This window comes from Citrobacter sp. Cb080, from assembly GCF_030334745.1.
Classification (GTDB): Bacteria; Pseudomonadota; Gammaproteobacteria; order Enterobacterales; family Enterobacteriaceae; genus Citrobacter; species Citrobacter braakii.
Genome location: NZ_JAOWDG010000030.1, coordinates 166,308 through 188,446, shown reverse-complemented (window position 1 = coordinate 188,446; position 22,139 = coordinate 166,308). Strand labels below are relative to the sequence as shown.

The window sequence follows — 22,139 nt, the reverse complement described above, 5'->3', positions numbered from 1 at the left end:
ATACATTCCGTATAAATATTTGTACCCGCCTTTATCCACTGTACACCTTTGGATAGTGATGGCTGCAACAGAATGGAGCGTAAAAAATGCGGGCCATCCGGCGTGGTGTAAGTGTGGCAATTCATATATTACCCTTTATACTGCCCCATCATCTTTCGCGTCGTTTAACAGGTCATAAACACGAATGAGTCAGTCTGACACAACGGCTTCTACCCGATTCTCCCTGCTACCGGGAAGTATTACCCGTTTCTTCTTATTACTGATCGTTGTGCTGTTGGTGATGATGGGCGTTATGGTCCAGAGCGCCGTCAACACCTGGTTAAAGGATAAGAGCTATCAGATTGTCGATATCACCCATGCCATTCATAAAAGGGTCGATACCTGGCGATACGTGACCTGGCAAATCTATGACAATATTGCCGCTACGGCCAGTTCACCTGGTGCAGAAGGACTGCAGGAAACGCGTCTGAAACAAGACGTCTATTATCTTGAGAAACCGCGCAGAAAGACCGAGGCGCTGATTTTCGGTTCCCATGACAGTTCTACGCTGGAGATGACCCAACGCATCTCAACCTATCTTGATACGCTGTGGGGCGCGGAAAATGTTCCGTGGTCTATGTATTACCTGAATGGTCAGGACAATAGCCTGATCCTTATCTCAACGCTGCCGCTAAAAGATCTGACTTCCGGTTTTAAAGAGTCGACGATTGGTAATATTGTCGATTCACGGCGCGCGGAAATGTTACAACAGGCCAATGCGCTGGATGAACGTGAAAGCTTCTCTTCACTGCGCCGTCTGGCGTGGCAGAACGGGCATTACTTCACGCTACGCACGACCTTTAATCAGCCTGGACATCTGGCAACGGTTGTCGCCTTTGACCTGCCGATTAATGACTTGATCCCACCCGGCATGCCGCTGGACAGCTTCCATCTGGTTCCAGATGCCACGTCAACAACCGAGCATCTGAATGAAAAAGAGTCGCCTGACAGTGTCAGCATTAATTTCAACAACAGTAAAATTGAGATCTCTTCGGCGCTAAACTCAACGGATATGCGGCTGGTGTGGCAGGTTCCGTTTGGCTCATTGCTGCTCGACACCTTACAAAGCATTCTGCTGCCGCTGTTACTCAACATTGCTTTGTTGGCCCTGGCGCTGTTTGGCTATACCACCTTTCGCCACCTCCCTGCCCGTTCCACCGAAGTGGCACCAAACCTTGCGGCAAATAATGAACTGCGTGTTCTGCGCGCCATCAATGAAGAGATTGTGTCCCTGCTGCCTCTGGGCTTGCTGGTGCACGATCAAGAAGCAAACCGCACGGTTATCAGCAATAAAATTGCCGACCACCTGTTACCGCATTTAAATTTGCAAAACATTACCAGTATGGCGGAGCAGCATCAGGGGGTGATTCAGGCCACCATCAATAATGAGCTGTATGAAATCCGGCTGTTCCGCAGCCAGATCTCCTCGAGAACGCAGATCTTTATTATTCGTGACCAGGACCGCGAAGTGCTGGTTAATAAGAAGCTGAAACAAGCGCAGCGACTGTATGAGAAAAACCAGCAGGCCCGGGCGGCCTTTATGCAGAATATCGGCAGCGCACTGAAAGACCCGGCGAAAACACTTGCCGCTAATGCTGCCGCACTGAATAGCCCGGACAGCCAGAAACTGGCCAATCAGGCAGACGTTCTGGTGCGTATGGTAGATGAAATCCAGTTGGCCAACCTGCTGGAAAGCGACGCCTGGAAAAGTGAATCGACGCTGTTTTCCGTGCAGTCGTTAATTGATGACGTGGTTCCGGAGGTTCTGCCAGCCATTAAACGTAAAGGGCTGCAGCTACTGATTAAAAATCACCTTAGCGCCCATGATGAACGCCGCGGCGACCGCGATGCCCTGCGCCGTATTTTGCTGTTGCTGATCCAATATGCGGTAACCACCACGCAAATTGGCAAAATCACGCTGGAAGTCGACCAGGATGAATCGGAGACTGAACGCCTGACCTTCCGCATTCTGGATACCGGGCAAGGTGTCACGTTGAATGAAGTTGATAACCTGCACTTCCCGTTCATCAATGACACCCAGGGCGATCGGTATAGCAAGGCCAACCCGCTGACGTTCTGGTTATGCGATCAGCTCGCCCGCAAGCTAGGTGGACACCTGAACATTAAAGCGCGGGAAGAACTTGGAACACGTTATATAGTCCATGTTAAAATGCCGCTGCACGATCAACATGCTGAAAGTGAAGAGCGTTTGTTAGATGACGTCTGCATAATGGTTGATGTCACCTCTAATGACGTACGCAGCATCGTATTACGCCAACTGGAGAACTGGGGAGCAACCTGCATCACGCCTGATGAGCGGTTGAATAGTCAAGAATATGATCTCTTTTTAACAGATAATCCGTCTAATCTTACTGCCTCAGGCCTTCTTTTAAGCGATGATGAGTCTGGCGTGCGGAAAATTGGCCCTGGTCAGCTGCGCGTCAACTTTAATATGAGCAATGCTATGCAGGAAGCTGTCCTCGAGCTGATAGAAGAGCAGCTGGCACAAGAAGAGATCCAGGAACTCCCCCTCGGCGGAGATGAAAACGCCGAACTTCATGCCAGTGGTTACTATGCACTCTTTGTAGACACAGTACCGGATGATGTTAAGAGGTTGTATACTGAGGCAGCAACCAGCGATTTCGCTGCGTTAGCCCAAACGGCCCATCGCCTGAAAGGCGTGTTTGCCATGCTTAATCTGGTACCCGGCAAGCAGTTATGTGAAGCGCTGGAACATCTTATTCAAGAGAAAGATGCTCCAGGTATAGAAAAATACATCAGCGACATTGACGATTACGTCAAGAGCTTGCTGTAGCAAGGTAGCCCAATACATGAACACTATGAACGTAATTATTGCCGATGACCACCCGATTGTACTGTTCGGTATTCGTAAATCACTTGAGCAAATCGAGTGGGTAAACGTTGTCGGCGAATTTGAAGACTCCACTGCACTGATCAACAATTTGCCTAAGTTAGATGCTCATGTGTTGATTACCGACCTCTCCATGCCGGGAGATAAATACGGTGACGGGATCACGTTAATTAAGTATATCAAGCGCCATTTCCCGAGCCTGTCGATTATTGTTCTCACCATGAACAACAACCCGGCAATCCTGAGCGCGGTACTGGATCTCGATATTGAAGGAATTGTCCTGAAGCAAGGCGCGCCAACAGATCTGCCGAAAGCGCTTGCCGCGCTGCAGAAGGGTAAGAAATTCACCCCGGAAAGCGTTTCTCGTCTGCTGGAAAAAATCAGCGCCAGCGGCTACGGCGACAAACGTCTGTCACCGAAAGAGAGCGAAGTTCTACGCCTGTTTGCCGAAGGTTTCCTGGTTACTGAAATCGCGAAAAAACTCAACCGCAGTATTAAAACCATCAGCAGCCAGAAAAAGTCGGCAATGATGAAACTCGGTGTGGAAAACGATATCGCCCTGTTGAATTACCTTTCTTCCGTCACGCTGAGTCCGTCAGACAAAGAGTAATTCTTTTAACATCGACGTGCCTGATGGCACGGCGTTTATCAGGCCTACGAATGACACGATGTTGTACGTGTTCCGTAGGCCAGATAAGGCAAACGCCCCATCCGGCCTCTTTTATTCCCGCGCCTTTCTCACTCTTTCCGCATAGACCATCAGCGTTTGCTTCAATACATCTAACGTCACCGGCTTAGACAAACAGCTATCCATACCTGACTCCAGACAACGCTGCTTCTCTTCAGCCAGCGCGTTGGCCGTCACGCCGACAACCGGCAGGGTTAATCCTAACTGGCGAATACGCTGGGTCAGACGATAACCATCCATGTTCGGCATGTTAACGTCGCTCAGCACGATGTCGATATGGTTTTTACTCAGTACATTGAGTGCGTCCACGCCGTCATTCGCGGTTTTACACTGATATCCCAACGATCCCAACTGATCGGCCAGTAAACGCCTGTTGATAGGATGATCGTCGACCACCAGAATCATCATGTCATCGTTAGTTGCAGCAACTTTATCCGGGGCTGGCAACGCCGTTGAAAGCTCTTCACTGCTCAGCTCAAGGCTGTAGATATGCGCCAACAGCGCGGGCAATTCGTGAGGCGATGCCACGCTGTGCACCCACTCCCCGGGCACCCTTTCCAGCGGAATACCGATATGACGACGGCAGAAAATCACCGCGGCGCGTCCCTGCCACGCCTGCTCCAGCACATCGTCGGCAATCAGCAGGTCATCCGCATCCGGTTGCTGTCCCTCATAGCACTGCACCGTCATCCCGTTACGCGCCAGACTGGATTCAATAAACTGGTACAGCGACGCGTTACGCACCGCCAGCCAGCAACGTTTACCGACAAGCCCTTCGATACCTTTTTTCAGCGGGTACTGCGCGCCATAAAGCGGAATACGCAGCATAAACTGGCTACCCATTCCCGGTTCAGAATCGACGGAAATATCCCCATCCATCATGCTGATCAGTTTTTCACAGATAGCCAAACCAAGCCCGGTTCCCTGGAAATTACGCTGTACGCCGGTTCCCACCTGGAAGAAAGGATCGAACAAGCGGACGACCTCTTTGGCAGGGATCCCAACCCCGGTATCACGCACGCGAATACTGAGATAGTCTTCGTTACACTGCACGTGCAGCACAATGCAGCCGGTATCGGTAAACTTGATAGCATTACTCAGCAGATTGGAAATCACCTGCTGTAAACGCATCGGGTCACCATTGAGCGCCACCGGTACATTCGGGTCGATAAAGCAGTACAACCCCAGCTGTTTGCGAACCACCAGCGGCAGATAGTTAGCCGTAATATGATTCATTACTTCGCGCGGTGAAAACTCGCGCGGTTCAATCTTCAGCTGTTCAGATTCAATTTTCGAGAAATCGAGAATATCGCTGATAATTTTCAACAGCAGGCTGGAAGAGTTGTTCATCGCCGTCACCAGGCGATCCACTCCGTTGGGTAACTCTTTGGTTTGCAACAAATCAAGGTTACCGATAATGCCATACAGCGGCGTACGCAGCTCGTGGCTTACCGTCGCAAGGAACATCGATTTGGACTGGCTCGCCTGCTCCGCCGCCTGCGCCATCTCCTGCAACGACTCTTCCATTTTAACGCGCGCGCTGATGTCAACCAGCACACAAATTGCCACGTTTTCATTACGATAGCGCGAGTGCACAAAGCTGATTTGCAGATTGGTATTGTTGCTGGTCAGCACATCAACAAAATTGACCTGCTGGCCGCAGATAATTTGCGTTAACCGTTGCCGGTCTTCATGCGTCAGCATGTTGAGATAGGTGTGCGCCAGCTCATTACTCAGGATGTTAATGCCATCTATCGTACGCAGAATACAAATCCCAACCGGCGCGGAAGCCACGATTTTACGGTTAAACTGCTCGTGCTCTTCCAGACGCTGGGCATCGCTTTCCGCAGGAATAAAAATGCGCCGCTCATACATGCGCGTGAGCATAAATAACGCCGCGCCAACCAGCACATTCAGCAGAATCGCGTTCAGGATCATCATGCGGATCCGCTCCAGCACCAGGTCGACCGGTACTGAATAAACAATGCTTAGCGATGACGGGGGCAGGTTTTTCTTCAGCACCAGTTCGTGAAAACCCGACGTATAGCCAAACCAGGAGCGCTCCTGCATCCAGCGAGGTTCAGCCTTAATATTCCCCTCGGGGCCTGTGAGCGAAATCAGCGCATGGCCATTTTCATCAAGGATGGTCACTCCCATCGGCAAACTGCCCGGCGTGAAAAAGTTCTCCATGCGGATAGGCTGTTCCACACCCAACAGCGCCTGCAGGCGATTAGCGAGATAAACCGGCGTCAGCGCATAGAAATAGCCTATCCCCGGCCGCGGCCCCTGGCTAATCCAGAACAGGTTATTACCGTTTTCGTCCTGCGGTGCATTGCGATACTTAATAATGCGCTCATGCAGCGCCTTCAACGCCCCGTCACGTTCGACAGGCATATCACGCAGACCGAAATTGGCCATGCAAAGGTTGTCGCTGCCGATCAGGAACACACGATTCAAATCATAGGCCGCGGAAAAGTTATCCCGCCAGTAGCGCATAAACCACGCCAGCGATTCCAACGAACCTCGCCAGGCGTTGCCCATCACCGAGCAGTCGGAGTCGGCAAACAGCGGCTCGAAGTTTGGCACGGCGGTTTTATCATCCCGCGCGCGCAACGACATCACGCCGTTTTCCGCCGTTAAGCGATTCTCCGCGATATATTTCAGCTCTTTAATCACATCAGAGGTGCGCTGAATGTAACGTTGGGCCTGATCGGAACTGAGGTTAAGCTCCTGGTGAATCTCGGACTCTCTCTGGTGCAGCGCATTCACGATGTAGAAAACGGAGGCAAATGCGATTAGCCCCCATATCAGGAGCGCCAACGCCCTGAACAGATAGCGTGAGACTTTTAGCGTTGAATGAACGGAAGCAAGGTATTTCAAAGGGGCGAAGCTCCGCCTCAGGGCATTAATAGAGTGTGGTTAAGGTAGCGGTAAATGTCCGGCGTCGCAATGTCCTCTCTTTACGGGAATATGATACACCGCTCTGAAACCATTGTCTTAACCCGTGATAATCGTCGTTTGCCTGAAAAACACTGCACGGATGTCAGAATGCGCGACCTGAGATGGCTGGCTCGTCGGTTATACCCACGACGATTACGCAACCAAATGATCATGATGGCCATCCTGATGGTCATCATTCCGACGATATCTATAGGTTATATCGTAGAAACTGAAGGCCGTTCAGCAGTCTTATCTGAAAAAGAGAAAAAACTGTCATCGGTGATAACCCTGCTAAACGATGCGCTGGGCGACCGCTTTAGTCACTACCCAAATTTGCCGCGTGAAGCACGCATTCGCGCGCTTAATCAAGAGTTGGCCCCCATCACCGAGCGCATTACGCAAGCGTTTCCCGGCATTGGCGCCGGGTATTATCACAAAGCGCTGGATGCCATTATCACCTACGCCCCCTCCGCGCTTTACCAAGGCAACGTAGGTATCACCATCACCGAGGATCATCCCGGACGCGAAGTGATGAGTAGCAACGCGCCTGTGGTCTATTCCGGGCGACAGGTTCGCGGCGACATACTCAACTCGATGATCCCAATAGCGCGCCAGGGAGAGGTTATTGGGTATATCTGGGCCAATGAGCTCACCGAAGATATCCGCCAGCAGGCCTGGAGAATGGATGTCAGGATTATTGCCGTACTGGTTGCCGGGCTCATCTGTAGTCTGCTGCTCATCGTGCACTTCTCACGCCGACTCAGTGCGAATATCGACATCATCACCGATGGGCTTTCCACGCTGGCACAAAAAACCCCTACCAGATTGCCTGAACTCCCCGGCGAGTTAGGACAAATCAGCCGTAGCGTCAATGCGCTGGCACAAACGCTACGGGAAACCAAAACCCTTAACGATCTGATCATTGAAAATGCCGCAGATGGCGTGATCGCCATCGACAGGCAAGGCGACGTTACCACCATGAACCCGGCGGCAGAACAGATAACAGGCTACACGCTGCATGAGCTGGTCGGACAGCCCTATGCGACGCTCTTTGCCAATACGCAGTTTTATAGCCCGGTACTGGACACCCTTGAGCACGGTACTGAACATGTGGCCCAGGAGATTAGCTTTCCAGGACGAGAACGCACCATTGAGATCAGTGTAACCACCAGTCGGATCCATAACGCACACGGCGAGCTGATTGGCGCGCTGGTTATTTTCTCCGATTTAACCGCCCGTAAAGAGACCCAGCGTCGACTGGCGCAAACCGAAAGGCTTGCCACCCTGGGTGAGCTGATGGCCGGCGTCGCGCATGAAGTGCGAAACCCGCTGACCGCAATTCGTGGGTACGTCCAGATCATCCGCCAGCAAACCTCGCTGCCGGAACATCAGGAATATTTATCTGTTGTGCTGAATGAAATTGATTCCATCAATAAAGTTATTCAACAACTGTTAGATTTCTCTCGCCCACGACAAAGCCAGTGGCAACAGATTCGGCTCAATGCGCTCATTGAAGAGACGCTAATCCTGGTGCAAACCGCTGGCCTGCAGGCACGGATCGCCTTTACAACGGAATTAGATCCCAGCCTGCCGCCGATCGTCGCCGATCGCGAACTCATCAAACAGGTGATCCTCAATATTTTAATCAATGCGGTACAGGCGATCGCTGCGCGAGGCGAAATTCGCATCCGTACCTGGCAATACTCGGCCTCGCAACAGGCCGTGATGATTGAAGATAATGGCAACGGTATCGATCTCGCCATACAGAAGAAAATATTCGATCCCTTTTTTACGACAAAAGCATCAGGCACCGGTCTTGGACTGGCGCTGAGCCAGCGCATCATCAACGCGCATCAGGGGGATATCCACGTAACCAGCCAGCCTGGCTGCGGGGCGATATTCACTCTGATTTTACCTCTTAACCCGCAGGGAAATCCGTCAGAATGAAAACGACCTATCGTATTCTCATCGTTGATGATGAAGAAAATGTTCGCCGTATGCTTGCCACCGCATTTTCCCTGCAAGGGCATGAGACACATTGCGCCAGCGACGGGAAAGCCGCGCTGAGACTGTTTAGCGAAACGCAGCCAGACGTGGTGCTGATGGACATTCGCATGCCGGAGATGGACGGTATCGACGCGCTGAAAGTTATGCGCACGCAGCAACCACGGATCCCCGTCATTCTGATGACCGCTTACGCTGAAGTAGAAACCGCAGTAGAAGCTTTACGTAGCGGCGCATTCGACTACGTGATTAAGCCCTTTGATCTCGACGAGCTAAGCATGGTGATTCAACGCGCATTGCAACTGCAGGAGATGAAACAGGAAATCCGCAATCTGCATAAAGCGTTGACCACCAGCTGGCAGTGGGGACATATTCTGACCACCAGCCCGCGTATGATGGATATCTGTAAAGACACGGCGAAAATCGCCCTCTCCCAGGCAAACGTGTTGATTAGCGGTGAAAGCGGCACAGGAAAGGAGCTGATCGCCCGCGCCATTCACTACAACAGCAAACGCGCCAATGGCCCCTTTATCAAAATTAACTGCGCGGCCCTGCCGGAGTCGTTGTTGGAAAGCGAGCTATTTGGTCACGAAAAAGGCGCGTTTACCGGGGCACAGACATTACGCCAGGGATTGTTCGAACGCGCTCATCAGGGAACTTTATTGCTTGATGAAATTGGCGAGATGCCGCTGGGGCTGCAGGCCAAGCTGCTGCGCATTTTGCAGGAGAGGGAGTTTGAACGCATCGGCGGGCACCAGACCATTCGCGTTGACATTCGAATCGTCGCCGCCACCAACCGCTGTCTGCAAACGATGGTGAAGGAAGGAACGTTTCGCGAAGACCTGTTTTACCGTCTCAACGTTATCCATCTGACTTTGCCGCCCTTACGCGAGCGTCGTGAAGATATTGCCTTATTAGCAAACCACTTTTTACAAAAATTCAGCTCTGAAAATCAGCGAGATATTATCGAGATCGACCCGACGGCGATGTCGATCCTCACCGCCTGGCCCTGGCCCGGTAACATTCGCGAACTGTCAAACGTCATCGAACGTGCAGTCGTTATGAATACCGGTGCGGTGATCTTTGTCGACGATCTCCCCGACCCGTTGCGCAACCCGGTTAGCGCCACAACAGAAACAAAACCGACTTACTCCGGGGAACGCAATCTGAAAGAAGAGATTAAACGTGAGGAAAAACGAATTATCCTCGAAGTCCTCGACAATCAGGACGGCAATCGCACCCGCACGGCGCTGATGCTGGGAATTAGCCGTCGCGCTTTAATGTATAAATTACAAGAGTACGGCATCGACCCATCGGGTTCCTGATACGCAAGTTTGCTATGCAGAATTTTGCACACTGCGCAAAATTCTGCATAACCCCTCGTGGTCTCCTTTCACCAAGACCACAAAAATAAACCAATAAATTCAATCAACTAAACATTAATACGTTTCTTTAGTCATTCTGGCACCCTGCTTGCAATTCCCTGAACGTACCCAAAATGGAGTATGCAAAAAGGGAAACATAATGAAAACAAAACTGATTACCTTACAAGACGCTGCGGGCTTCTTTCGTGACGGCATGACCATCATGGTCGGTGGTTTTATGGGCGTTGGCACACCACCTCGTCTGGTTGAAGCCCTGCTGGAGTCCGGCGTCAGAGATCTGACGCTGATTGCTAACGATACCGCCTTTGTCGATACCGGTATCGGCCCCCTGATCGTCAATGGGCGGGTGAGCAAAGTGATTGCCTCGCACATTGGTACAAACCCGGAAACAGGTCGTCGTATGATTGCCGGCGAGATGGATGTACAGCTGGTTCCGCAAGGTACCCTGATCGAGCAGATTCGTTGCGGCGGCGCGGGTCTTGGCGGCTTTCTGACCCCCACTGGCGTTGGCACCATCGTGGAAGAAGGCAAGCAAACCATGACGCTTGAGGGTAAAACCTGGCTGCTTGAACGCCCATTACGCGCCGATTTAGCGCTTATTCGCGCCCACCGCTCTGACATGCTTGGCAACCTCACCTACCAGCTCAGCGCCCGTAACTTTAACCCTCTGATTGCCCTCGCCGCTGATATCACGCTGGTCGAACCGGACGAAATGGTTGAAACAGGGGAGCTGCAGCCTGACCAGATTGTGACCCCCGCCGCCGTTATCGACCATATCGTCATTCCACAGGAGAGCTAATCATGGATGCTAAACAACGTATTGCGCGCCGGGTGGCGCAAGAACTTCGCGATGGCGATATCGTCAACTTAGGTATCGGCCTGCCAACGATGGTAGCCAACTACTTACCTGCTGATATTCACATTACGCTGCAATCTGAGAACGGCTTTCTGGGGCTGGGCCCAGTCACCACCGCCCATCCTGACCTGGTGAACGCGGGCGGCCAACCGTGCGGTATTTTGCCGGGCGCGGCGATGTTTGATAGCGCCATGTCGTTCGCGTTGATTCGCGGCGGTCATGTTGATGCCTGTGTGCTTGGCGGGTTGCAGGTCGATGAGCAGGCAAACCTCGCCAACTGGGTGGTTCCCGGCAAGATGGTGCCCGGCATGGGTGGCGCAATGGATCTGGTGACCGGTGCGCGTAAAGTCATTATCGCCATGGAGCATTGCGCAAAAGACGGCTCCGCAAAAATCCTGCGTCAATGCACCATGCCGCTCACTGCACAGCATGCTGTGCATATGCTGGTCACCGAGCTGGCTGTATTCCGCTTTATAGATGGCAAGATGTGGCTGACTGAAATCGTCGAAGGATGCGACATCGCCACGCTATGTGAAAAAACCGAAGCACAGTTTGAAATTGCCGACGATCTGCGCATCCTGCGAGGTGACGCATGATTGGCCGCATCGCTCGCTTTATGACACGGGTAGTCAGCCGCTGGCTGCCCGACCCACTGATTTTCGCCATGTTATTAACGTTGCTGACCTTTGGCATCGCGCTGTGGTTAACGCCGCAGACCCCCATCAGCATGGTGAAATTCTGGGGTGACGGTTTCTGGAACCTGCTGGCGTTTGGTATGCAGATGGCGCTGATCATCGTAACCGGCCATGCGTTAGCCAGTTCCGGGCCGGTGAAAAGCCTGCTGCGTACGGCGGCATCCGCCGCCAAAACCCCCGCTCAGGGCGTCATGCTGGTGACTTTTTTTGGTTCAGTTGCCTGCGTTATTAACTGGGGATTTGGTCTGGTGGTCGGGGCGATGTTCGCCCGCGAAGTTGCTCGTCGGGTACCGGGTTCCGATTATCCGTTACTGATTGCCTGCGCCTATATCGGGTTCCTGACCTGGGGCGGCGGCTTCTCCGGCTCAATGCCTTTGCTGGCGGCAACGCCTGGCAACCCGGTCGAGCACGTAGCGGGCCTCATTCCTGTCGCGGATACCCTGTTCACCGGCTTCAATATTTTCATCACGCTCGGCCTGATTGTGGTGATGCCGTTTATCACCCGGATGATGACGCCAAAACCTTCAGATGTGGTGAGCATCGATCCGAAACTGTTACTGGAAGAAGCTGATTTTCAGAAGAAACTGCCGCCAGATGCGCCGCCATCTGAAAAACTGGAAGAGAGCCGCATTCTGGCACTGATCATCGGTGCATTAGGGATTGCCTATCTGGGTATCTACTTTGCCGAGAAAGGTTTCAACATCACCATCAACACCGTCAACCTGATGTTTATGATTGCCGGTCTGCTGCTGCACAAAACGCCGATGGCCTATATGCGTGCCGTTAGTGCTGCCGCACGGAGTACCGCCGGGATTCTGGTGCAATTCCCCTTCTATGCCGGCATTCAGTTGATGATGGAGCACTCCGGCCTCGGTGGGCTCATTACTGAATTTTTCATCAACGTTGCCAACAAAGATACCTTCCCACTGATGACTTTCTTCAGTTCAGCACTGATTAACTTTGCCGTGCCATCCGGCGGTGGCCATTGGGTTATTCAGGGACCGTTCGTCATGCCTGCCGCTCAGGCGCTGGGTGCCGATCTTGGCAAATCAGTCATGGCCATCGCCTACGGTGAGCAGTGGATGAACATGGCACAACCGTTCTGGGCGCTACCCGCGCTAGCCATCGCCGGTCTCGGAGTACGCGACATTATGGGCTACTGCATCACCGCCCTGCTCTTCTCCGGCGTCATTTTTGTTATTGGATTGACCTTGTTCTGACGGCAACAACTTAATTAAAGGAACTGAAAAATGAAAAACTGTGTCATCGTCAGCGCGGCACGTACCGCAATCGGCAGTTTTAACGGCGCACTGGCAACTACGGGTGCCGTCGAGCTTGGATCAACCGTCATTAGAGCCGCTCTTGAACGCGCGCACCTTGACCCACAGCGCGTGGACGAGGTGATTATGGGCAACGTGCTGCAGTCAGGACTCGGGCAAAACCCAGCGCGTCAGGCATTATTAAAAAGCGGCCTGTCCGACACCGTTTGCGGCTTTACCGTCAACAAAGTGTGCGGCTCTGGCCTGAAAAGCGTGGCGCTTGCCGCTCTCGCTATCAAGGCCGGACAAGCCCAGGCGATCGTCGCGGGAGGGATGGAAAACATGAGCCTGGCCCCCTACCTGTTAGACGCAAAAGCCCGCTGGGGCTATCGCCTCGGTGACGGGCAATTGTCCGACGTTATTCTGCGCGACGGCCTGATCTGCGCCGAGCATGGTTACCACATGGGGATCACTGCAGAAAATGTTGCCAAAGAGTATGGCATCAGCCGCGAAATGCAGGATGAACTGGCTCTGCAGTCACAGCGTAAAGCCGTTGCCGCAATCGAGTCTGGCGCATTTGAGGCTGAAATCGTGCCCGTCAGCGTGTCATCACGGAAGAAAACCATCATCATTGAGCGTGACGAATTCCCCAAAGCTGACTCGACGGCAGAAGGCCTCGCCGCATTGCGTCCAGCCTTTGATAAAGCAGGAACCGTCACCGCAGGTAACGCCTCGGGGATCAACGACGGTGCAGCGGCATTAGTGATAATGGAAGAGTCCGCAGCACTGGAGGCTGGGCTGAAGCCACTCTCGCGAATCAAAGCCTGGGCCAGTGGCGGCGTAGCTCCGGCTATGATGGGCATGGGGCCGGTTCCCGCCACGCTGAAGGCACTACAACTGAGCGGCTTACAGCTTTCTGATATCGATCTGATCGAAGCCAACGAGGCATTTGCTGCTCAGTTTCTTGCCGTTGGTAAAACGCTGGGATTTGATCCGCAAAAGGTTAACGTCAACGGTGGGGCAATTGCGTTGGGACACCCTATTGGCGCCAGCGGCGCGCGAATACTGGTGACGCTGCTGCATGCGCTACAGGCACGGGATCAAACGCTTGGACTGGCCACGCTGTGCATCGGCGGCGGTCAGGGCATTGCGATGATAGTAGAGCGAATGAATTAAACTCTGCGGTCCCTTCGGTTAAACACAAAATCATTCGGATGCATCTGTCGGGTAAGAAAGGCGAGTCTCAGGGATGAGACGAGTCATTCACCAGCCAGCACAGAGGCCGCCTGAAGGATGAAGTGTATACTCACCATCTTTCATGTTGCTGCTGTGTTGGCTTTGTTACCCGGCCTGTCCCCGGGCCTAGCCTCTTCGGGGCCAGCACAAGCGCTGTTCAAAACGACAGCGCCGTTTTATCCCGCAACTCGAATTATTTAGAGTATGTATGTCATAATGAACAAAACCGACCGAGAGACCTTAATGAACATTATCGAACAACTTCAGTTATTGGTAAAAACAGGTTCGCATACCGAACAAACTATTAGCCGTTACATTCTTGCTACATTATCGGCTGCGGAAAAACTGACGTCTACGGCAATTTCTAAAAAGGCCCATACCAGCCAACCTTCTATCGTACGTTTTGCGCAGGCTCTCGGTTATACCGGATTTACATCATTTAAATATGATCTCATTAAATGTCTGCGTAGTCAGCCAGAAGTACTTCTGCCGGCTCAGGCGAATAAAAACAACGCCATTCCTGGCGAGTTTATTAATAATAATAATCCTGCGGCACTCAATACATTTTTTGAAATTATTAATTCCAGCCGTCATCTTTATTTCTGTCATCCACGGGAACTGAGTTCTTTACTCAGTGAGATCATTCAGGATTATAGTGATATTGGTAAGGTTTGTATCCCCGTGGAGTATAAAAACGCCCATTTGCTGCTGGCAAATAGCCTGACAGATTGTGATTCGGTGATCCTGTTGCCGGGACTCAAAGAGGAGCCGGATAATCAGTTGATTACATTGATTCGCGAGCACGAAGCGGCTTCGCTGGCTGTCGCCTGCCATCAAAGCGGAACATCACTGGCCGATGTGACGCTGTACACCCCGCAGTCCAGCGCCAGTCCACTTAGCTTCGCCGCACTGAAAGTGTCATTACACACGCTTTTTTTCCATGCGCTGCAATACTGCTACCTGAATATGAATAATGAAAAAACGTCCCATAAGCGATGATAATTGGCCAGGGTCAGGGGGAATATAAAACCCGGCCTTAATCAGAGAAGTTAACGTCAAAAAAATGCTTATGAGACGTATACCCAATGGATTTCGGGTTGCATCAAGGCGGCAACGCAACGAGTCCCCCGGAACGTACATGAGTACGTGACTGGGATAGGCCGGGTAACAAAACCAACGCATCTGCAACCTAAAGTATGACGAGTACAAAAATTAAATTTATTGCAGACGAATAACCGTTCCAGTTGATAATGAGTGATGCACCGCTTCACAAATTAATGTGGCCTGCAACCCGTCATCTGCGGTCGCCAGATAAGGTGTATCAAATAATATATGCTCTACAAAATCATGGATTGGCTGAATACCGTATCCACTGGCCCTGTTATTAACGTAATTTATAAAGTTATAATTTGGCGTAGCGCTACGTTGTGGTGTAAACATTTCATAGCCGCGCAACTGCGCATCGGCACGATAATAATTATTCTCGGTGATCACAAAACTACGGCCATCATTCGCTTTGGGAAAGGAAGGGGGTAAACACCATCCCACTTCAACGGTCCACTGCGCCCCATTGTCAAATGTCACAAAGGACTGAATGGTGTCCCATGTATCGATGCCTTCCGCAATCAGCTTCTTTTTTTGCCCAATCGCGTAGACGCTAACCGCATTGGCACCGTTCATGTAATAGCGAATTAAATCAAAACAATGTGTGCCAAGAAAATGGACAGGAGAGCTCTCATTCGCCCACGACAGCCAGTTTTTTGGCACGTCGATAATATCATCCATGCTCATATAGCCGCGCAGCACCTGACCGGTTTCGGGTTTCAACAGTTCGTGATGAATATGCTGCGCCATCCCGTCCCAACGTTTATGGTAATCGACGCCAATTTTCACGCCCCACTCATCGGCACAGCGGATTATTTCCCGGCATTCCGCAGACGTTGTCGCCATCGGTTTCTCAATCAGTACATGTTTACCCGCCTTGATTGACTCAATTGTGGCATCAAAGTGGAAAGGATCCGGCGTGGCAATCGACACCAGATCGACCTCCGTAGCGGCAAACAATTCTGCGAGCGAGCTATAGCCGGGGACATCAAATTCAGCCGCAACCTTTTCGCGGATCTGCGGATTTATCTCGCAAAAACCCACCAGATTTACCCAAGGGTTATAGTGATAGGCGTTAATGTGATGTTTGCCGTAAATACCTGCCCCAACCACTGCGGCATTGATTTTGTTCATGACACAATTCCTCAGTTAAACAAGCCAAAAGAAAACAGATAGCCGATGGCAACCGCCAGCGGGGCGGTGATCATCCGTGAAAGCAGGAAAGAGGGAACGCCAAGCCGAATGGTTTTTTCTTTCGCCTCCTGCATGGAAAGCCCGACGGGAATAAAATCAGCGCCGACCTGTACGTTGATAGCGAACAGCGCCGGTAACGCCATCAGGGGCGAAACCACCCCGCTACCGATTAACGTCCCTACCAGCACGCCCACGACCTGCGCAATGGCTGCGCCGGGCGCCAGAATGGGAGAAATAAACGGCAGACCACAAATAATGGCAATCACAAACAGACCGGTTAACGATCCGGCAAGCGGCGACAGCGCATTCCCGGTCCACTGACCAATCGCCGTTTCCTGAACCAGGGCTATCAGAACCGAGATAAAAGCCATAAACGGGATAACATTTTTAATACACAGCTCCACTGACTCACGCGCAGAAGAGTAAAGAAGGCTGACAAAGTTACCGATGCTCGTCGCAAAACGGGTCATCAACTCCAGCGCCGTATTGGCTGCTGAACCGCGCGGATTTGCGTCTGCACGAGGACTGGCCGTGGTCGGGGCGTTACCTGCGGGCAATGGCTCGACAAGCTCAACAACGTTACCAGCATTAATAGGCTGATTAATGGTTTCAATCAGCGAAAGTGAGTCGCTGCTGACATCCGAAATGTAGATATCCTCAGTGATGTACTTCGCCAAGGGGCCCATTGCCCCGGTAGGGAGCACGTTGATCGTCTTGATTCTTTTTTGCGGATAGATGCCACAGCGTAAGGACCCTCCGCAGTTGATCACCACGCAGAGAATTTTCTTGTCATCCGGCATTGCATCAAAACCGTTAACAACCGGCATCTCCAGCATTTCGCCCAGCTTTTTGGCAACCGGATCGATGGTTTTCCCGGTCAGCGACAAGATCACTTTGCTGGTATCACGAGATAAATACATATCATCGCCAATACCTGAATGACCTTTTTTAATCAGTACCGTTTTCATTGGTTTTCCTCATTATTGTTAATGGGCCAATCAATTCGTTAATGGCTGGGGAACAATGACTCTCTACGTGTAATGATCCATAGGCTATTGGTTTTTCTGCCCCGTCAAATACCACCGTCATATGGCCAAGCTCGCATAAATTTTGCCATGCGGCATCGCCCCAGCTGGTTATATTCCAGCTCCGGTTATTCATCTGTAATACATAATCCGCTGTTTTTTCTGGCGGTGTGGTATCACAGACAATATTCTTAATAACCAGCACATAGTCGAGATAATCTTCCGGGGCCAGCTCGTTAAATGTTATCAACATGCCATTAAGCAGCCCCTCTTCCACTTTCCTTCCAGCCTTTACAATGTCAGCCGAAAATAATACTTTCATTGTTTTCCCTTATTGCTGATTAAGTTCGCGCTTCTCCAGTCTGGTGAAGATATATTCGGTTAGAAAACCACGGATAAAGCCGAGTAAAATACCAGCGGCGATATAGCGCAATGCCAGATCGGCAACGGGCAGGTCCAGCCGGGTAATCCCCGCCGCAACGCCCAGCCAGATAAACAGCTCCGATGGCACAATGTGCGGAAACAACGAAGTCAGCGGATGTACAGTGCTGCCCAGCGCATCCTGGTAGGCCGGCTTACAACGTTCCGGTAAAAATTTGCCCATTGTCAGCGCGCCTGGGCTGCTGAGGAAGAACCAGGCAAAACTGGGTAAAATGCCATAGGTCAATATTTTGGATTTCCCCATCAGGGTTGCGACTTTTTCCATTCTCTGTTGACCAATTAACTTCATAATGAAATTAACCGTCAGAATTAACGTTATCAGCATCGGAATGGTACTGACGATCATCCCGGAGAATATCTTGCCCGCGCTCTGGAAAAGATGGATAAAGCCTTCCGCTATTTCAACTATCATAGTTAACTCCCAACGCTGAGGTAAAAGTATATTCATCCATCAGAAGAAACTGACAGATAAAGGCAGCCAACGCATTTGTCTTTAACGCTTTAGGTCTTTTTTAAATAGTTTTCAGTTCTCCTGCTCGCAATGAGTCTTATAAAGTCGTGTAACGTCTAAAGGAAAGTTAACGGCAAAACATTGAATAAACAGTGAGCACCTTCACGAATCTATAATTATTCATGATAAATTGTATTTTTATACATGAATTCAACAGATAGCCAGCAATAGCTTACTTCACAGGTAAAATGGGATATTCAGGACGTAAAAAAGGGAGGCCAGGCCTCCCTTATGTGCAGTACTTACAGCAGAAAATTACTCTTCAGCGTCGTCCGCTGCATCGTCATCGCTTTCCGCTTCAGGCGCGATATCCTCGTCCCCTTCAGCAGCGCTACCGTCGATGGAGTCGAGCTCTTCATCATCAACCGGTTCAGCAACGCGTTGCAGACCCACAACGTTTTCATCTTCCGCAGTACGGATGAGGATAACGCCCTGGGTGTTACGTCCTACCACGCTGATTTCCGACACGCGAGTACGCACCAGCGTACCTGCATCGGTGATCATCATGATCTGGTCGGTATCTTCAACCTGCACTGCGCCGACAACGGAACCGTTGCGCTCGGTGACTTTGATGGAGATAACGCCCTGGGTCGCACGAGACTTGGTCGGATACTCTTCCGCCGCCGTACGTTTACCGTAGCCGTTCTGGGTAACGGTGAGGATAGCACCTTCACCGCGCGGAACGATCAGCGATACCACGCTGTCGCTTTCCGCCAGTTTGATACCGCGTACGCCGGTCGCGGTACGTCCCATCGGACGAACAGCCCCCTCTTTGAAGCGCACAACTTTACCGGCAGCAGAGAACAGCATAACTTCGTCACTACCAGACGTCAGGTCAACGCCAATCAGCTCATCGCCTTCGTTCAGGTTAACCGCAATGATACCGGCTGAACGCGGACGGCTGAACTCAGTCAGCGCTGTTTTCTTCACGGTACCGCTAGCGGTTGCCATAAAGACGTTGACGCCTTCTTCGTACTCACGTACTGGCAGAATTGCGGTGATACGTTCGTTAGCTTCCAGTGGCAGCAGGTTGACGATAGGACGTCCACGCGCACCACGGCTTGCTTCCGGCAACTGATAAACCTTCATCCAGTACAAACGACCGCGGCTGGAGAAGCAGAGGATCGTGTCATGGGTGTTAGCCACCAGCAGGCGGTCGATAAAGTCTTCTTCTTTAATTCGTGCTGCAGATTTGCCTTTACCGCCACGACGCTGCGCTTCGTAATCGGTTAACGGCTGATATTTCACGTAGCCTTGATGAGACAAGGTCACGACAACATCTTCCTGGCTAATCAGATCTTCGATGTTGATGTCAGCGCTGTTCGCGGTGATTTCGGTCCGACGTGCGTCGCCGAACTGTTCACGAATCAGCTCCATCTCTTCACGGATGACTTCCATCAGACGATCGGCGCTGCCCAGAATGTGCAGCAGTTCAGCGATCTGCTCCAGCAGCTCTTTGTATTCGTCGAGCAGTTTTTCGTGCTCAAGGCCGGTCAGTTTCTGCAAACGCAGATCCAGAATGGCCTGGGCCTGCTGTTCAGTCAGGTAGTACTGACCGTCACGCACGCCAAATTCCGGTTCCAGCCATTCAGGACGCGCGGCATCATCGCCGGCACGTTCCAGCATGGCAGAAACGTTACCCAACTCCCACGAACGCGCGACCAGCGCTGCTTTCGCTTCTGCCGGGGTCGGCGCACGGCGGATCAGTTCGATGATCGGATCGATGTTCGCCAGCGCAATCGCCAGCGCTTCAAGGATGTGCGCACGGTCGCGGGCTTTACGCAGTTCAAAGATAGTACGGCGGGTTACGACTTCACGGCGGTGACGTACAAACGCAGCAATAATATCTTTCAGGTTCATGATTTTCGGCTGTCCATGGTGCAACGCAACCATGTTGATACCGAAAGAAACCTGCAGTTGGGTCTGGGAGTAGAGGTTGTTCAGAACCACTTCCCCGACTGCGTCGCGTTTCACTTCAATCACGATGCGCATACCGTCTTTGTCAGACTCGTCACGCAGCGCGCTGATACCTTCAACGCGTTTGTCTTTTACCAGCTCGGCGATTTTCTCAATCAGGCGCGCTTTGTTCACCTGATACGGAATTTCATGGACGATGATGGTTTCACGGCCAGTTTTGGCATCCGCTTCGACTTCCGCGCGTGCGCGAATGTACACTTTGCCACGGCCGGTACGGTAGGCTTCTTCAATACCACGACGACCGTTGATGATCGCGGCGGTCGGGAAGTCCGGACCCGGAATATGTTCCATCAGCCCTTCAATGCTGATGTCTTCATCGTCAATGTATGCCAGGCAGCCGTTGATCACTTCCGTCAGGTTGTGCGGCGGAATGTTGGTTGCCATACCTACCGCGATACCGGACGAGCCGTTCACCAGCAGGTTAGGAATTTTGGTTGGCATGACGTCAGGAATTTGTTCGGTGCCGTCGTAGTTATCGACGAAATCCACCGTTTCTTTTTCCAGGTCAGCCATCAGCTCATGGGCGATTTTCGACATACGGATTTCCGTATAACGCATCGCCGCTGCGGAGTCGCCATCGACAGAACCAAAGTTACCCTGACCATCTACCAGCATGTAACGCAAGGAGAATGGCTGCGCCATACGAACAATGGTGTCGTAAACGGCGGTATCACCATGAGGGTGGTATTTACCGATTACGTCACCAACGACACGGGCAGATTTTTTATAGGCTTTATTCCAGTCGTTGCCCAATACGTTCATGGCGTAAAGTACGCGACGGTGAACCGGCTTCAGGCCATCTCGGACGTCCGGCAGCGCACGGCCAACAATGACCGACATCGCATAATCCAGATAGGAGCTCTTCAGCTCTTCCTCAATGTTGACCGGTGTAATTTCTCTCGCAAGGTCGCTCATCTAACCGCTATCCCTCTACTGTATCCCGGATTCAAAGGTCGCAAATTATAACACATCCGTGCAGATTCAGGTAAATGGATTCCCCCTGACAGAGGCTTTATTCATCCCGTCAGGCTGATATACTCATTTGCATCGCAAATTTAGGAGTAGAAGCCCCAATGAATGCCGAAAAACCTCCGGTAACTCACAACGTTGATCAGGAAGAAATTGCCAAGTTTGAAGCAGTCGCGTCACGCTGGTGGGATCTTGAGGGTGAATTTAAGCCACTGCACCGTATTAACCCACTGCGCCTGGGCTATATCACGGAGCGCTCAGGCGGCCTGTTTGGTAAAAAGGTACTCGACGTCGGCTGCGGCGGCGGCATTCTGGCGGAAAGCATGGCGCGCGAAGGCGCAACCGTCACCGGGCTGGACATGGGCTTTGAACCGTTACAGGTAGCAAAACTGCATGCGCTGGAGAGCGGCATCCAGGTGGAATACGTTCAAGAAACGGTTGAAGAACATGCGGAAAAACATGCGCATCAGTATGACGTTGTGACCTGCATGGAAATGCTGGAGCACGTACCGGACCCGCAGTCGGTGGTCAGAGCCTGCGCCAGACTGGTCAAACCGGGCGGCGAAGTGTTTTTCTCCACGCTTAATCGCAACGGCAAATCCTGGCTAATGGCGGTGGTCGGCGCGGAATATATTTTGCGTATGGTGCCGAAAGGCACGCATGATGTGAAAAAATTCATTAAGCCGGCTGAACTGTTAGAGTGGGTTGACCAGACCGTGCTGAAAGAACGTCATATGACCGGCCTGCACTACAACCCGATCACCAACAGTTTTAAACTCGGCCCCGGCGTTGATGTGAACTATATGGTACACACTACCGCGCAAGCAGATTAACCTCCTCCACCCGGCCGGATAAGGCGTGCAACGCCGCAATCCGGCACCGTGCCCGATAGTGCGCAGCTTTCGGGCCTGCGCATCGCCTACCAATCCTGAGTAGGATCGTCA

Annotated in this window: 16 protein-coding genes; 10 read left to right on the top strand and 6 right to left on the bottom strand. The window is 51.8% G+C overall.

Going from position 1 to position 22,139, the window contains the following annotated elements; all coding sequences use genetic code 11:
• Window positions 1-184 precede the first annotated feature (184 nt).
• Together rcsD and rcsB are read left to right on the top strand one after the other, a co-directional pair.
• Entirely contained in the window at window positions 185-2,854 is a 2,670-nt protein-coding gene (gene rcsD / locus OGV38_RS05940; protein WP_016157016.1) for a phosphotransferase RcsD, read from the top strand.
• Window positions 2,855-2,870: 16 nt separating this feature from the next.
• On the top strand, window positions 2,871-3,521 hold the full coding sequence (rcsB, locus tag OGV38_RS05935) for a response regulator transcription factor RcsB (protein ID WP_003027592.1): 651 nt from the start codon (window positions 2,871-2,873) through the stop codon (window positions 3,519-3,521).
• 111 nt (window positions 3,522-3,632) lie between these two features.
• On the opposite strand, the gene rcsC is transcribed toward rcsB, so the two are convergent.
• Window positions 3,633-6,479 carry a two-component system sensor histidine kinase RcsC gene (rcsC, locus tag OGV38_RS05930; protein ID WP_103928396.1) on the bottom strand — a complete coding sequence of 949 codons (2,847 nt, stop codon included), beginning with the start codon at window positions 6,477-6,479 and terminating at the stop codon, window positions 3,633-3,635.
• 168 nt (window positions 6,480-6,647) lie between these two features.
• On the opposite strand from rcsC, the gene atoS reads away from it, so the two are divergent.
• From atoS to OGV38_RS05895, 7 genes are all read left to right on the top strand, one after another.
• On the top strand, window positions 6,648-8,486 hold the full coding sequence (gene atoS / locus OGV38_RS05925) for a two-component system sensor histidine kinase AtoS (protein WP_137351858.1): 1,839 nt from the start codon (window positions 6,648-6,650) through the stop codon (window positions 8,484-8,486).
• Entirely contained in the window at window positions 8,483-9,868 is a 1,386-nt protein-coding gene (gene atoC, locus OGV38_RS05920; RefSeq protein ID WP_286473047.1) for an acetoacetate metabolism transcriptional regulator AtoC, read from the top strand. The genes atoS and atoC overlap by 4 nt, the downstream gene beginning before the upstream one ends.
• 199 nt (window positions 9,869-10,067) lie before the next feature.
• The gene (gene atoD, locus OGV38_RS05915) at window positions 10,068-10,727 is read left to right on the top strand and encodes an acetate CoA-transferase subunit alpha (protein ID WP_016153792.1); all 660 of its coding nucleotides are present in this window, start codon (window positions 10,068-10,070) and stop codon (window positions 10,725-10,727) included.
• Window positions 10,728-10,729: 2 nt separating this feature from the next.
• A complete protein-coding gene (locus OGV38_RS05910; protein WP_016157021.1) occupies window positions 10,730-11,380 on the top strand; it encodes a 3-oxoacid CoA-transferase subunit B in 651 nt (216 codons plus the stop codon).
• On the top strand, window positions 11,377-12,699 hold the full coding sequence (locus OGV38_RS05905; RefSeq protein ID WP_016153794.1) for a TIGR00366 family protein: 1,323 nt from the start codon (window positions 11,377-11,379) through the stop codon (window positions 12,697-12,699). The genes OGV38_RS05910 and OGV38_RS05905 overlap by 4 nt, the downstream gene beginning before the upstream one ends.
• A gap of 30 nt (window positions 12,700-12,729) precedes the next feature.
• On the top strand, window positions 12,730-13,914 hold the full coding sequence (locus OGV38_RS05900; protein WP_286473045.1) for an acetyl-CoA C-acetyltransferase: 1,185 nt from the start codon (window positions 12,730-12,732) through the stop codon (window positions 13,912-13,914).
• A 303-nt stretch (window positions 13,915-14,217) separates the two neighbouring features.
• A complete protein-coding gene (locus tag OGV38_RS05895) occupies window positions 14,218-14,973 on the top strand; it encodes a MurR/RpiR family transcriptional regulator (protein WP_019077265.1) in 756 nt (251 codons plus the stop codon).
• Between the two features lie 219 nt (window positions 14,974-15,192).
• On the opposite strand, the gene OGV38_RS05890 is transcribed toward OGV38_RS05895, so the two are convergent.
• The 5 genes from OGV38_RS05890 to gyrA form a co-directional block, all read right to left on the bottom strand.
• Entirely contained in the window at window positions 15,193-16,212 is a 1,020-nt protein-coding gene (locus OGV38_RS05890; protein WP_049268988.1) for a Gfo/Idh/MocA family protein, read from the bottom strand.
• An 11-nt stretch (window positions 16,213-16,223) separates the two neighbouring features.
• The gene (gene srlE / locus OGV38_RS05885; protein WP_286473043.1) at window positions 16,224-17,240 is read right to left on the bottom strand and encodes a PTS glucitol/sorbitol transporter subunit IIB; all 1,017 of its coding nucleotides are present in this window, start codon (window positions 17,238-17,240) and stop codon (window positions 16,224-16,226) included.
• Window positions 17,221-17,619 (bottom strand): PTS glucitol/sorbitol transporter subunit IIA, encoded by a 399-nt coding sequence (locus OGV38_RS05880; protein WP_141895438.1) that lies wholly within the window; start codon window positions 17,617-17,619, stop codon window positions 17,221-17,223. Before OGV38_RS05880 ends, srlE begins: the two co-directional genes overlap by 20 nt.
• A gap of 9 nt (window positions 17,620-17,628) precedes the next feature.
• Window positions 17,629-18,150, bottom strand: a complete 522-nt coding sequence (srlA, locus tag OGV38_RS05875) for a PTS glucitol/sorbitol transporter subunit IIC (protein ID WP_029139609.1) — start codon at window positions 18,148-18,150, stop codon at window positions 17,629-17,631.
• Window positions 18,151-18,504: 354 nt separating this feature from the next.
• Window positions 18,505-21,141, bottom strand: coding sequence for a DNA topoisomerase (ATP-hydrolyzing) subunit A (gyrA, locus tag OGV38_RS05870; protein WP_016153796.1), 2,637 nt, complete (start codon window positions 21,139-21,141; stop codon window positions 18,505-18,507).
• 158 nt (window positions 21,142-21,299) lie between these two features.
• Here gyrA and ubiG point away from each other — a divergent pair, with 158 nt between their 5' ends.
• Window positions 21,300-22,028: a bifunctional 2-polyprenyl-6-hydroxyphenol methylase/3-demethylubiquinol 3-O-methyltransferase UbiG gene (gene ubiG / locus OGV38_RS05865; protein WP_075847744.1), complete on the top strand. Its 729-nt coding sequence runs from the start codon at window positions 21,300-21,302 to the stop codon at window positions 22,026-22,028.
• Window positions 22,029-22,139 lie beyond the last annotated feature (111 nt).

Excerpts from the sequence above, each read along its gene's own strand:
- rcsD (WP_016157016.1), top strand. The coding sequence starts at position 185 with ATGAGTCAGTCTGACACAACGGCTTCTACCCGATTCTCCCTGCTACCG.
- rcsB (WP_003027592.1), top strand. The coding sequence starts at position 2,871 with ATGAACACTATGAACGTAATTATTGCCGATGACCACCCGATTGTACTG.
- atoS (WP_137351858.1), top strand. The coding sequence starts at position 6,648 with ATGCGCGACCTGAGATGGCTGGCTCGTCGGTTATACCCACGACGATTA.
- atoC (WP_286473047.1), top strand. The coding sequence starts at position 8,483 with ATGAAAACGACCTATCGTATTCTCATCGTTGATGATGAAGAAAATGTT.
- atoD (WP_016153792.1), top strand. The coding sequence starts at position 10,068 with ATGAAAACAAAACTGATTACCTTACAAGACGCTGCGGGCTTCTTTCGT.
- OGV38_RS05910 (WP_016157021.1), top strand. The coding sequence starts at position 10,730 with ATGGATGCTAAACAACGTATTGCGCGCCGGGTGGCGCAAGAACTTCGC.
- OGV38_RS05905 (WP_016153794.1), top strand. The coding sequence starts at position 11,377 with ATGATTGGCCGCATCGCTCGCTTTATGACACGGGTAGTCAGCCGCTGG.
- OGV38_RS05900 (WP_286473045.1), top strand. The coding sequence starts at position 12,730 with ATGAAAAACTGTGTCATCGTCAGCGCGGCACGTACCGCAATCGGCAGT.
- OGV38_RS05895 (WP_019077265.1), top strand. The coding sequence starts at position 14,218 with ATGAACATTATCGAACAACTTCAGTTATTGGTAAAAACAGGTTCGCAT.
- OGV38_RS05890 (WP_049268988.1), bottom strand. The coding sequence starts at position 16,212 with ATGAACAAAATCAATGCCGCAGTGGTTGGGGCAGGTATTTACGGCAAA.
- srlE (WP_286473043.1), bottom strand. The coding sequence starts at position 17,240 with ATGAAAACGGTACTGATTAAAAAAGGTCATTCAGGTATTGGCGATGAT.
- OGV38_RS05880 (WP_141895438.1), bottom strand. The coding sequence starts at position 17,619 with ATGAAAGTATTATTTTCGGCTGACATTGTAAAGGCTGGAAGGAAAGTG.
- srlA (WP_029139609.1), bottom strand. The coding sequence starts at position 18,150 with ATGATAGTTGAAATAGCGGAAGGCTTTATCCATCTTTTCCAGAGCGCG.
- gyrA (WP_016153796.1), bottom strand. The coding sequence starts at position 21,141 with ATGAGCGACCTTGCGAGAGAAATTACACCGGTCAACATTGAGGAAGAG.
- ubiG (WP_075847744.1), top strand. The coding sequence starts at position 21,300 with ATGAATGCCGAAAAACCTCCGGTAACTCACAACGTTGATCAGGAAGAA.